The organism is Pseudomonas sp. SDO52101_S400, from assembly GCF_054071635.1.
The window spans coordinates 1-11,834 of sequence record NZ_JBSVWF010000022.1 but is presented as its reverse complement, the minus strand read 5'-3'; the positions used below and the strand labels follow the sequence as shown (position 1 = coordinate 11,834).

The window sequence follows — 11,834 nt, the reverse complement described above, 5'->3', positions numbered from 1 at the left end:
CAAGCTGAACATTCAAATTTGAAGGTTTGCCAGATGCTGATTATTCCCGCTATCGATCTTAAAGACGGTGCCTGCGTACGTCTGCGCCAGGGCCGCATGGAAGATTCCACAGTGTTCTCCGATGACCCGGTGAGCATGGCTGCCAAGTGGGTGGAGGGCGGTTGCCGCCGTCTGCATCTGGTCGACCTGAACGGCGCTTTCGAAGGCCAGCCGGTCAACGGCGAAGTGGTGACCGCGATCGCCAAGCGCTACCCGACCCTGCCGATCCAGATCGGCGGCGGCATTCGTTCTCTGGAAACCATCGAGCACTACGTCAAGGCTGGCGTGAGCTACGTGATCATCGGCACCAAAGCGGTGAAGGATCCGGCGTTCGTCGCTGAAGCCTGTCGCGCCTTCCCGGGCAAGATCATCGTCGGTCTGGATGCCAAAGACGGTTTTGTCGCCACCGATGGCTGGGCTGAAATCAGCACCGTGCAGGTCATCGACCTGGCCAGACAGTTCGAAGCCGACGGCGTGTCCTCGATCGTTTATACCGACATCGCCAAAGACGGCATGATGCAGGGCTGCAACGTTCCGTTCACCGCTGCGCTCGCTGCTGCAACCAAAATCCCGGTAATCGCTTCCGGCGGCATTCACAACCTGGGTGACATCAAGTCGCTGCTCGACGCCAAGGCGCCGGGCATCATCGGCGCCATCACCGGCCGGGCGATCTACGAAGGCACTCTCGACGTCGCTGAAGCGCAAGCTTTCTGCGATTCGTACCAAGGCTGAGGACTGACCATGGCGCTGGCCAAACGCATCATCCCTTGCCTGGACGTGGACAACGGCCGGGTCGTCAAAGGTGTGAAGTTCGAAAACATCCGTGACGCCGGTGACCCGGTGGAAATCGCCCGTCGCTACGACGAGCAGGGTGCCGACGAGATTACCTTTCTCGACATCACCGCCAGCGTCGATGGCCGTGACACTACGCTGCACACCGTCGAGCGCATGGCCAGCCAGGTGTTCATTCCGCTGACCGTCGGCGGCGGCGTGCGCACCGTGCAGGACATTCGCAACCTGCTCAACGCCGGTGCGGACAAGGTGTCGATCAACACCGCTGCCGTGTTCAACCCCGAGTTCGTCGGTGAAGCGGCGCAGCATTTCGGCTCGCAATGCATCGTCGTCGCCATCGATGCGAAGAAGGTTTCGGGCCCGGGCGAAACCCCGCGCTGGGAGATTTTCACCCACGGCGGACGCAAGCCGACCGGCCTCGACGCGGTCGAGTGGGCGAAGAAAATGGAAGGCCTGGGTGCCGGTGAAATCCTCCTGACCAGCATGGATCAGGACGGCATGAAAAACGGCTTCGACCTCGGTGTGACTCGCGCCATCAGCGATGCGCTGGGGATCCCGGTGATCGCTTCCGGCGGCGTCGGCAACCTGCAGCATCTGGCGGACGGCATCCTCGAAGGCCACGCCAGTGCCGTGCTGGCGGCGAGTATTTTCCACTTCGGCGAATACACCGTTCAGGAAGCCAAGGCTTATATGGCTCACCGCGGCATCGTAATGCGCTAAACAATACAGGCCAGTGGACAGCATGGCGTACCCAAGGCACTCTTGGGCACGCCATGGATTTCGGTAGCCCGACATGATCAAACGCCTGCTTCTCGCCCTCGCCAGTGCCTCCGTGTTGTTGATCAACACTGGCCACGCCGAAGAAAGTCCCGACACCGATCTGGTGCTCCTCACCGAAAACTTCCCGCCGTACAACATGGCGAAGAACGGCAAGAATTTCGCTCAAGACGAAAACATCAATGGCATCGCCACGGACATCGTGCGCGAGATGTTCAAGCGTGCCGGCATCACCTACAGCCTGACCCTGCGCTTCCCCTGGGAGCGGGTCTACAAGCTGGCGTTGGAGAATCCAGGTTACGGTGCTTTCGTCATGGCGCGTCTGCCGGATCGCGAGGCATTGTTCAAATGGGTCGGCCCGATCGGCCCGGACGACTGGGTCATGCTGGCCAAGGGCGACAGCAAGATCACCCTCGAAACCCTCAATGACGCGCGCAAGTACAAGATCGGCGCCTACAAAGGTGATGCGATTGCCGAGACTCTGACCAAACAGGGTCTGAAGCCGGTGGTGGTGCTGCGCGATCAGGACAACGCCAAAAAGCTTGTCAGCGGCCAGATCGATTTGTGGGCCACGGGTGATCCTGCCGGCCGTTATCTGGCGCGGCAGGATGGTGTGACCGGTCTGAAGACTGTCCTTCGCTTCAACAGCGCCCAACTGTATCTGGCGCTGAACAAGGAGGTGCCGGACGAAGCCGTAGCCAAGCTTCAGGCAGCGCTCGAGCAAATGCGCAAGGACGGCGTAGTCGACGAGATCATGGGGCGTTATCTGTAGGCGCGGGTAACGTTTCCGGTACTTGTGGCTCGGCCTGAATCTGCGTTGGCGGCAGTTCTTGTTCCTTGGCAACTACCTCTACCGGCTCTTCTGCAGGCTTTGCAGGAGGCTCGGCTTCCTGCGGGTATTCAGCCAGATGCAGGCTATCCAGATCGGTGTAGCTGATGGTTTCTTCTACCTGTGAGCCGTCTTCTCGAAGCAGCCTGAATTCACTCTGAATCACATACACTGCCGCGAACCGCTGTCTGGCAACCAGGGCAATGACGTCGGCGCTCGCGCTATTGAACCACTCATGAGCGGTCGATCCATTGTGAGCGAAGCCATCGCTCAGATTTGCCGAGTAAACCATTCCGGACTGGAGGGTTGGCGTCATCGATCTCCAGTGTCCACTCAGATCAATTGAAGTGCGGCGGGTAAAGGCGCGTAGCCTCTCATAGGACTGGACCCGATCGGCCCTCCATTTGAAGGCGCGATGGACTGCGTCGGTATTGTGGCCGTGCCCCACCAGAACGTATTGGTCGGTTCTCTGCACACGATAGAAGGGTGAAGCACGCAGTTGCGCCACAGGCCGCAGATCTGCATCAGTCACGGCGAACCACGGCAATCTTGCGACCTGTGTGACCCTGGACGGTGTCAGGGCGGTGGAGGCCTCGTTCCGGGTCAGTATCGGAGGTGCGGGCGCGGGATCCACCTGAAGCGGGATCGGCATCCTTAAGGCGTATGCAGTGATGGGGGTCGCAGGTTTGTTGTAGCTGGCGGCGCCGACGAAGGTCCCGGGAGAAAAGTAGATTTCACCTGTGGGGGCGACAGGGGGCTGGATGCTCCAGGCGCTGAAATCTTGGTTGGCGCCGCTGCCCTGGTCATTCCAGATCAACGTGTTGGCGCTGGAGGCAATCACCAGATCGGCCCGTACACATCGAATGGCGTTGAATGAGGGCCTGTTGCTGTCATTGGTGCACACAAGGCCGAGTGCCACGTAGCCTTCCGGTGGCACCGGCCTCCAGACTGAGCAGTCCCCGTTGGCCCGCGAGCCTGTATCTCTCCAGACCAGTTTGAAGTCGACAGGCTTGCTGAGGGCTTTCTTTTCGGCTTGCGAATCACCTTCGCAAACGACCGCGACTGCCCGTTGCTCATTGATATTGTCGCGGCCCGAGACGACGACATCGCCCAAGGGGAAATAACCCGGCAACAGGTCTGGTGCCGGGGTCGGGCGCCAAAAGCTGCCGGGTTTTGATTTGGAGCCTTTGTTGTCCCAGAGGCGGTGAAATTCCGTGGTGAAGCTGATCAACAGGTTCTCAACCCTGATGGGGTCCATGGGTTGAGTGGGCGACTTGATCGTTTCTTGAGTGTGCATATTCCATCCCGATAACAGAAAGCGGCACGGAGAGTGCCGCGGCGGGTTTCAATATCCGGGTTCGGGAGTGGCTGTTTGCGGTATGTATTTATAGGTTCGTAACGGGCTGTTACCGGTAAGTGCCATCTTTACCGTGGGCAGTCATTGCACGATTGCTGCGCACGCTGATCATCTGCTTGATGTCGATCCAGTCGATGCCTTGGGCTTTGAGCTTCGGCAGTTCCCGCTCCAGTACGGCCAGCGTCTGGGGATACGGATGGCCGATCATTACCGCCGAACCTTGCTTGCGCGCCAGACTGATTGCGGTCTGTAACTGGCTGTAGATCGCGGCTTCAGTGCGTTCGTCATCGAGAAACACATCCCGGGAAACGCTCGCCAGATCGATCTTCTGCGCCTGCTGCGCGGCGACGGTCTGCGCACTGGTGCGGCTATCGACGAAGAACTTGTGGCGACGCTGCAACTCACCCATCAACCACGCCATCGCTACCGGTTGCGCCGTCATTCGGCTGCCCATGTGGTTGTTGATGCCAGCGGTGTAGGGGACCATTTTGAAGGCGGCGTTCAGCCGTTTCTCGAGTTCTTCGATGGGCAGTTCAGGATGCCAGGCGAACGGTCCGGTGGCCGGGTCCATCGGCATGTGCAGGATCACGATCTTGCCGGCGCGATGGGCTTCGCGGGCGAATTCGGTGGCGTGCGGGGTGTCGGGCATGATTGCCGTAGTGACTGGCCCGGGCAGGGCCAGCACGCGACGATCCCGGGGCAGGTTCTGTCCCAGGTCGTCGATGATCAGTGTCAGGTAGGCTTTTTGAGGTGTTGGTCTGGCAGGTTCTGCGTGAGCAGCACCTGCCAGAAAGCACAGCAGGACAAAGACGAAACGCAAGGACATCCTCAACGGCCGGACGTGATGCTCAGGCCTTTGAGCAGGCTCAGGGCCTGGGCCAACTGGTAATCGTCATCCTGTGGCATGGCTTTCGGTTTGGCGCCGGAGCCGGTCGGTTTGTCCGCGCCGCCGTTGCCGTTGCCCAGGTGACCCTGCAGGTCGGCTTCCTTGAAGTAGTCGCCGTCCGCCTCGTTGGTGATCTTGGCCTTGCGCACTTCGATGTCCGGGACGATGCCCTGGGCCTGGATCGAGCGGCCGTTCGGCGTGAAGTACAACGCGGTGGTGATCTTCAGCGCGCGGTCGTTGTTCAGCGGCAGCACGGTCTGTACCGAGCCCTTGCCGAAACTGGTGGTGCCCATGACCACGGCGCGTTTCTGGTCTTGCAGGGCGCCGGCGACGATTTCCGAGGCCGAGGCACTGCCACCGTTTATCAGCACAACCATCGGCACTGCTTCGCTTTCGTCCTTGCCGGTGGCGGAGAAGCGCAGTTCGGAGTTGGCGATCCGGCCCTTGGTGTAGACGATCAGGCCTTTGGTGATGAAGTGGTCGACCACTTCCACCGCGGCCTGCAGCACGCCGCCCGGGTTGTTGCGCAGGTCGAGGATGATGCCGTTGAGTTTCTTGCCGTTGTCCTTGCGCAGCTTGGCCAGGGCCTTGGAGACTTCCTCGCCGGTCTTGACCTGGAACTGGGTGATGCGGATCAGGCCGTAACCCGATTCCAGCAGTTGCGCCTTGACGCTCTTCACCTGGATCACTGCGCGAGCCAGGGTCACGTCGAACGGCGTGCCACCGTCGCGGACCAGGGTCAGGGTGATTTTCTGGCCGATCTTGCCGCGCATCTTGTCCACGGCTTCGGTCATGGTCTGGCCACGGGTCGGTGCGCCGTTGATCTTGACGATGAAGTCACCGGCCTGGATGCCAGCCTTCGATGCTGGCGTATCGTCGATTGGCGACACTACCTTGATGAAGCCGTCTTCCGAGCCGACTTCGATGCCCAGGCCGCCGAACTCACCGCTGGTGCTTTCCTGCAGTTCGGTGAAGTCTTCCGGGCCGAGGTAGGCCGAGTGCGGGTCGAGGTTGCTGAGCATGCCCTTGATGGCGTTTTCCAGCAGGGTCTTGTCGTCTACCGGTTCGACATAGGCGGCCTTGATCCGGTCCATGACCTCGGCAAAGGTGCGCAATTCTTCCAGTGGCAACGGGGCCTTGGAAGTCGCGGCAGTGCCTGCCGGAGCGACAGCCGGAGCCGGTTGAGCGGCGAACGCCAGAGGCGCGCCGATCACCAGGGCGATCGTCAGGGCCAGCGAGGTAAGACGGGACAAATGCAGCATGTCGAACGAACTCCTAAAGTTGGTGACTCAACGCCTATCCTTGCGCGCGGCACCATTGCGCCGGATCACTCGGGTGACCCTGCTGACGAATTGCGAAATACAGCGCTGGTGTGTCCTGCCCGCCACTGTTACCCACAGTGGAGATGGACTCACCGGCTTTTACCACGTCACCAGCCGACTTGAGCAGCGTCTGGTTGTGACCGTAAAGGCTCAGAAAACCGTTGCCGTGATCGAGGATCACCAGTAGCCCGGCACCGCGCAACCAGTCGGCAAACACCACGCGCCCGCCGTGTACCGCGTGCACCTGGCTGCCGGCGGAGGCGCTGATCATCACGCCATCCCACTTGGTGCGGGCATCGTCGCCACGGGTTTCACCGAAGCGTGCCAGCAGTCGACCGTCAACCGGCCATGGAAGTTTTCCCCGAGTGGCAGCAAAAGGGCCGCCGAACGTCTCGCCGCTGCTGGAAACCAGCGCGCCAGGTGTGGGTCTGGCTTGTTTTCGCGGGGCGTCGCTGGTGTCCGAGTCCGCATCGGCGCGGGCCTGGGCCTCACGCAAACGCTTTTTTTCGGCTTCCTGCTGGGCGATGAGCGCTTTCTGCCGCGCTTCTTCTGCCTCACGGGCCTGGCGAGCCAGGGTTTCTTCAATGGTTTTAAGGACTTTAGACAGGTCTGCCTGATCCTGCTCGCGGGCGGCCAGTTTCTGATCGCGGGCCTTCACGTCGTCGTTGAGCTTGGCCAGCACTTGCTGGCGCTCCTTGCGAACCTTGTCGAGGGCGTCACGCTGGGTGTCGAGGTCGCTTTTCTGCACCAGCAACTGAGCTTGCTGGGAGGAGATGTCCTTTTCGACATTGGCCAACTGACGCAGGGTTTCGTTGAAATTCTTCAGTTGCTCCAGGCGGGCCTGGCTCAAGTAGTCGTAATAGGTGAGGGTGCGGGCGAATTTCTCGGGATTCTGCTGGTTGAGCAGCAGCTTGAGGTATTCCTGCCGACCGTTCTGGTAGGCCGCACGGGCCTGGATGGCGATCAGTCGTTGCTGTTCAGTGCGCGCGCTCTGGAGTTTTTTTTTCTCCGCATCGAGCCGCTGCAGCTCGGATTCGCTCTTTTTGAGCTCTTTTTGCAGGGCGTCGACCTGTTTTTCGAGATTGCCCATCTCGGTTTCAGTGCCCTTGAGCTCTTTCTGTACGCCGGATTTTTCTTCCTGGAGCTTGCCCAGCAGTTTTTTCAGCTCGGCGATGTCCTGACGCGTGGCGTCCAACTGTTGTTGGGTTTGCGCGCGCTCGTCAGCGAAGGCCGGTTGGAGCAGGCATGTCAGAGCGAGGGCGATCAGGACGCGAAGCATAGAGGCGGGCGGCACCAGGGTAAGGGACGGCCTAGTATGCCCGCCCCACGCGGCAAAAAAAACGCCTCAAAGCCAACTGCTTTGAGGCGTTCGTCATAAAAAGCCGTTTCAGGCTGATTACAGGGCGTTTTTGATATCAGACCAGAATCGAAGTGCCAGTCATTTCCACCGGTTTTTCCAGGCCCAGCAGTTTGAGCATGGTTGGCGCCACATCTGCCAGTACGCCGCCTTCGCGCACCTTGAGGTCGCGTTTGCCAACATAGATGAACGGCACCGGCTCGGTGGTGTGCGCAGTGTGTGCCTGGCCGGTGGCTTCGTCGGCCATTTGCTCGACGTTGCCATGGTCGGCGGTGATCAGCGCTTCGCCGCCCACCTTTTCCAGTGCCTCGACGATGCGGCCGACGCAGGTGTCCAGGCATTCCACGGCTTTCACCGCCGCCTCGAACACGCCGCTGTGGCCGACCATGTCGCCGTTGGCGTAGTTGACCACGATCACGTCGTAACGCTGGTGCTCGATGGCATCGACGATGCGATCGGTGACTTCCGGTGCGCTCATTTCCGGCTGAAGGTCATAAGTAGCTACTTTTGGCGACGGGATCAGGATGCGCTCCTCGCCCGGGAACGGTTCTTCGCGACCGCCGGAGAAGAAGAAGGTCACGTGGGCGTATTTTTCGGTTTCGGCGATGCGCAGCTGAGTCTTGCCGTTTTTCGCCAGGTAGTCGCCGAGCACGTTTTCCAGGCTGCCCGGCGCGAAGGCTGCGGGGGCCGGGATGCTGGCGGCGTACTGGGTCAGGCCCACGTACTGCACTTTTGGCTGGCGCGCGCGCTCGAATTCCTTGAAACCGTCTTCGACAAACACGCGGCTCAGTTCCCGGGCACGGTCGGCGCGGAAGTTCATGAACACCACGGCGTCGCCGTCTTCGACTTTCACTGGCTCACCGATGCTGGTGGCTTTGACGAATTCGTCGCTCTCGCCACGGGCGTAAGCGGCTTCAAGGCCTTCCTGAGCGGTGGCGGCGTTGAATTCGCCCTTGCCGTCGACGATCAGGTTGTAGGCCTGGGAAACGCGATCCCAGCGGTTATCGCGGTCCATGGCGAAGTAGCGGCCGATGATGCTGGCGATACGACCCTTGCCGAGGGCCTGGAAGGTCGCATCGAGCAGTTCGATCGACGAAGCGGCGCTTTTCGGCGGGGTGTCACGGCCGTCGAGGAAAGCGTGCAGGTAGATTTTTTCGGCACCACGCTTGAAGGCCAGTTCGGCCATGGCGATCAGATGATCCTGATGGCTGTGAACGCCGCCGTCCGACAGCAGGCCCATGAAATGCACGGCCTTGCCGGCGGCCACGGCTTTGTCCACGGCGGCGCAGATGGTCGGGTTCTCGAAGAACTCGCCGTCGCGGATCGCTTTGGTCACGCGGGTAAAGTCCTGATACACCACGCGGCCGGCGCCGAGGTTCATGTGGCCGACTTCGGAGTTGCCCATCTGGCCGTCCGGCAGGCCGACGTCCATGCCGCTGCCCGAGATCAGGCCGTTCGGCACGGTGGCCCACAGGCGATCCAGCACAGGCTTTTTGGCCGCGAAGACGGCGTTGGACTCGGGGCTGTCGCTGTGACCGAAGCCGTCGAGAATCATCAGGACCAAAGGTTTAGGCGTGGTAGTCATGGAATCCACTCGTGGCTAATAAAGAAGAGGGCGATGGAAAAGGGAGTTGGAGTTTAAAGCGAAGTTCCGACCGCGTCACCGCCGGACGGGGTTTGGCCGACCATAGCGGCTGTGTATACTGGCCGACATTTTAACGCCCTGGAACCTCCTTCGATGGTTGCTCACCTGATTGAATTTGCCACTAACCACTACATTCTTGTCGGTATCTTCGTCGTACTGCTGGCATTGCTGCTGGCGCATACAGTGCAGGGCGGCGGTAAAAGCCTGAGCACGGGCGAGCTGACCGCACTGGTCAACAAGGAAGCCGGCGTGGTGGTGGACATCCGTCCGAGCAAGGAATACGCCGCCGGTCACATCGTTGGCGCGGTGAACATTCCCCAGGACAAACTGGCCGCCCGCATCGGCGAGCTGGAAAAACATAAGGCCAAGACCATCATTCTGGTCGACGCCCTGGGCCAGACTGCCGGCACTCATGCCCGCGAGCTGATGAAATCCGGCTTCACCGCCGCCAAGCTGTCCGGCGGGATTTCCAGCTGGAAAGGCGACAACCTGCCGCTGGTGAAGTGACATGAGCGACGTCATCGTCTACTCCAGCGATTACTGCCCTTACTGCTCGCGTGCCAAGTACCTGCTCGCGAACAAAGGCGTGGCCTTCGAAGAGATCAAGGTCGATGGCAAGCCGCAGGTGCGCGCCGCCATGGCCCAGAAGGCCGGACGCACGTCCGTGCCGCAGATCTGGATCGGCGACACCCACGTCGGCGGATGTGACGATTTGTTTGCCCTGGAGCGCGCCGGCAAGCTCGACGCGCTGCTCAAGGCCTGAACTGCTGCACACGTAAAGAACCCTAAAAGACCCAAGATCAGAAAGGATCTGAGATGACTGACCAACAGAACACTGCAGCCAGCGAAGAAGAAACCGCACCGCAATTCTCCTTGCAGCGCATCTACGTACGCGACCTGTCCTTCGAAGCCCCGAAAAGCCCGGCGATCTTCCGCCAGCAGTGGGACCCGGCGGTCGGTCTGGATCTGAACACCCGCCAGAAGGCGCTGGAAGGCGATTTCTACGAAGTCGTGCTGACCCTGTCCGTCACCGTGAAAAACGGTGAAGAAGTGGCTTTCATCGCTGAAGTGCAACAGGCCGGTATCTTCCTGATCAAGAACCTGGACGCGGCTTCGATGAGCCACACTCTGGGTGCGTTCTGCCCGAACATCCTGTTCCCGTACGCTCGCGAAACCCTGGACAGCCTGGTGACCCGTGGTTCGTTCCCGGCCCTGATGCTGGCTCCGGTGAACTTCGACGCCCTGTACGCGCAAGAGCTGCAGCGCATGCAGGAAGCCGGCGAGACCCCGACCGTTCAGTAAATGATCTGAGCGTTGACGCAAGTCCAATGTGGGAGCGGGCTTGCTCGCGAAAGCGGTGTGTCAGGTGGCATAAATGTCATCTGATGCGGCCCCTTCGCGAGCAAGCCCGCTCCCACATTTGTTATGCGGTGTTATTTGAAGTCGTTCTGCCGCCACGCTTCGTACACGGCCACTGCCACGGTGTTCGACAGGTTCAGGCTGCGGCAACCCTCACGCATCGGCAGGCGCAGACGCTGTTCGGCGGGGAGGGCATCCAGCACTTCCGGCGGCAGGCCACGGCTTTCCGGGCCGAAGATGAACGCATCGCCCGGGACGAACGCGGCATCGTGAAACGGTCGCGAACCCTTGGTGGTGAAGGCGAACAGCCGAGGATGGCCGAGGCTTTCCAGGCAACTGGCCAGGTCGGCATGGCGCTGCAGAGTGGCGTACTCGTGGTAGTCGAGACCGGCGCGACGCAGGCGCTTGTCGTCCATCTCGAAGCCCAGCGGTTCGATCAAATGCAGGTGGCAGCCGCTGTTGGCGCAGAGCCTGATAACGTTACCGGTGTTCGGTGGAATTTCCGGTTGAAAAAGGATGACGTGAAACATGCACGGCTCCGAAGGTAAAGATGACGCGCATTCTACGCCGCAAGCCGACCCGCGTTCGAAACTATTCCCGCGGGTGATGGCGTCGCTGGCGATCGTCGGTGTGATGGTCGGGATGATGATCGGCCGTTTGACCACGCCTGACCCGAGTGTCTTGCAGCAGGTCGAGGTGATTGATGGCGGTCTGGCGGTCTGGTTCAACAACGAGCCGAAGCTGCACGGCGAGATCGTCGATGGCAGCGTTGCGCTGCTGTTCGAGGCTGAAGGCAAGGCGCAGAAAGGCCAGCTCAAGCTCAATGGCAAGGACGTGAACTGGCGGACGCGATTGAGTGACGGGGGCTTGTTGCTGACGCTGGTGGCGGCGCGGCCGCTGCAGGGCGACTGGGCCGGCCAGGCGGTCGATGACCGCTGGCGGCTGGAGATCCATCTCCGGGAGCAATAAAAGAGGGAATCCCCGGCCTGCCTGTACCAAGGTTCCCGAAACGGGCGGGCTCATCGCATCGCGTACTGAGCCGGTGTAAAGAAGGAACCCCTGACCTGCCTGTATCAAGGGCCCCAAAAGGGTGGACTCGATGAGTCCGGTGTAAAGAGGGGAATCCCCGGCCTGCCTGTACCAAGGCCCCCGAAAGGGTTGGTGAAACGAATCACCTGAAAGGGTTATTGCAGGGGGCGTGCCAGTTTTTATCGTTTTGAAACAAAAAAGCCCGACACAATGTCGAAGGCCCCGTAATACGGGGCTTTTGTGCATTTTGCGTTTGGTTTTTTACGCGGGTTTCGACGGAGTAGGCCAAGGGGCGCTGTGCGCGATTACGGGTCTTGGTGCCTTGTCGTGGTGCACCCGGGGCGAGTCGGCGGGGTCTGACGTTGCCCCTCACCCTAACCCTCTCCCGGTGTATGTACCGGAGACATGGTGGACACATGTTCGGAGACATGGTGGACGGTTT

The 11,834-nt window shown here is 60.6% G+C and carries 13 protein-coding genes; 7 read left to right on the top strand and 6 right to left on the bottom strand.

The window, feature by feature from the left end; genetic code table 11:
* Positions 1-33 precede the first annotated feature (33 nt).
* The 3 genes from hisA (at position 34) to ACW9HX_RS13235 (ending at position 2,380) form a co-directional block, all read left to right on the top strand.
* Positions 34-771 (top strand): 1-(5-phosphoribosyl)-5-[(5-phosphoribosylamino)methylideneamino]imidazole-4-carboxamide isomerase, encoded by a 738-nt coding sequence (hisA, locus tag ACW9HX_RS13245; protein ID WP_064363356.1) that lies wholly within the window; start codon positions 34-36, stop codon positions 769-771.
* A gap of 9 nt (positions 772-780) precedes the next feature.
* Positions 781-1,551 (top strand): imidazole glycerol phosphate synthase subunit HisF, encoded by a 771-nt coding sequence (gene hisF, locus ACW9HX_RS13240; RefSeq protein WP_007897430.1) that lies wholly within the window; start codon positions 781-783, stop codon positions 1,549-1,551.
* 73 nt (positions 1,552-1,624) lie between these two features.
* A complete protein-coding gene (locus ACW9HX_RS13235) occupies positions 1,625-2,380 on the top strand; it encodes a substrate-binding periplasmic protein (RefSeq protein ID WP_457380960.1) in 756 nt (251 codons plus the stop codon).
* Here ACW9HX_RS13235 and ACW9HX_RS13230 read toward each other — a convergent pair.
* The 5 genes from ACW9HX_RS13230 to gpmI form a co-directional block, all read right to left on the bottom strand.
* Positions 2,361-3,734, bottom strand: coding sequence for a Vps62-related protein (locus tag ACW9HX_RS13230; protein WP_457380959.1), 1,374 nt, complete (start codon positions 3,732-3,734; stop codon positions 2,361-2,363). The two genes, ACW9HX_RS13235 and ACW9HX_RS13230, sit on opposite strands and share 20 nt — an antisense overlap.
* A gap of 109 nt (positions 3,735-3,843) precedes the next feature.
* Complete coding sequence (locus ACW9HX_RS13225) at positions 3,844-4,620, bottom strand: divergent polysaccharide deacetylase family protein (RefSeq protein WP_457380958.1); 777 nt, start codon at positions 4,618-4,620, stop codon at positions 3,844-3,846.
* A gap of 2 nt (positions 4,621-4,622) precedes the next feature.
* Positions 4,623-5,942 carry a S41 family peptidase gene (locus ACW9HX_RS13220; RefSeq protein ID WP_248738624.1) on the bottom strand — a complete coding sequence of 440 codons (1,320 nt, stop codon included), beginning with the start codon at positions 5,940-5,942 and terminating at the stop codon, positions 4,623-4,625.
* A gap of 34 nt (positions 5,943-5,976) precedes the next feature.
* Entirely contained in the window at positions 5,977-7,281 is a 1,305-nt protein-coding gene (locus ACW9HX_RS13215; RefSeq protein ID WP_457380957.1) for a murein hydrolase activator EnvC family protein, read from the bottom strand.
* Positions 7,282-7,417: 136 nt separating this feature from the next.
* Positions 7,418-8,944, bottom strand: a complete 1,527-nt coding sequence (gpmI, locus tag ACW9HX_RS13210; protein WP_457380956.1) for a 2,3-bisphosphoglycerate-independent phosphoglycerate mutase — start codon at positions 8,942-8,944, stop codon at positions 7,418-7,420.
* A gap of 153 nt (positions 8,945-9,097) precedes the next feature.
* Between gpmI and ACW9HX_RS13205 the strand changes: the two genes are divergently transcribed.
* Genes ACW9HX_RS13205 through secB form a run of 3 tightly spaced genes read left to right on the top strand, consistent with a single transcriptional unit; the run spans position 9,098 to position 10,306 of the window.
* The gene (locus ACW9HX_RS13205; RefSeq protein WP_085712774.1) at positions 9,098-9,511 is read left to right on the top strand and encodes a rhodanese-like domain-containing protein; all 414 of its coding nucleotides are present in this window, start codon (positions 9,098-9,100) and stop codon (positions 9,509-9,511) included.
* 1 nt (position 9,512) lies between these two features.
* A complete protein-coding gene (grxC, locus tag ACW9HX_RS13200; protein WP_102687867.1) occupies positions 9,513-9,767 on the top strand; it encodes a glutaredoxin 3 in 255 nt (84 codons plus the stop codon).
* A gap of 53 nt (positions 9,768-9,820) precedes the next feature.
* Entirely contained in the window at positions 9,821-10,306 is a 486-nt protein-coding gene (gene secB / locus ACW9HX_RS13195; protein ID WP_085733279.1) for a protein-export chaperone SecB, read from the top strand.
* Between the two features lie 131 nt (positions 10,307-10,437).
* On the opposite strand, the gene ACW9HX_RS13190 is transcribed toward secB, so the two are convergent.
* Positions 10,438-10,893, bottom strand: a complete 456-nt coding sequence (locus tag ACW9HX_RS13190) for a tRNA (cytidine(34)-2'-O)-methyltransferase (protein WP_041071426.1) — start codon at positions 10,891-10,893, stop codon at positions 10,438-10,440.
* Here ACW9HX_RS13190 and ACW9HX_RS13185 point away from each other — a divergent pair.
* Positions 10,892-11,332: a hypothetical protein gene (locus ACW9HX_RS13185; protein ID WP_457380955.1), complete on the top strand. Its 441-nt coding sequence runs from the start codon at positions 10,892-10,894 to the stop codon at positions 11,330-11,332. The genes ACW9HX_RS13190 and ACW9HX_RS13185 overlap by 2 nt on opposite strands.
* Positions 11,333-11,834: the final 502 nt, after the last annotated feature.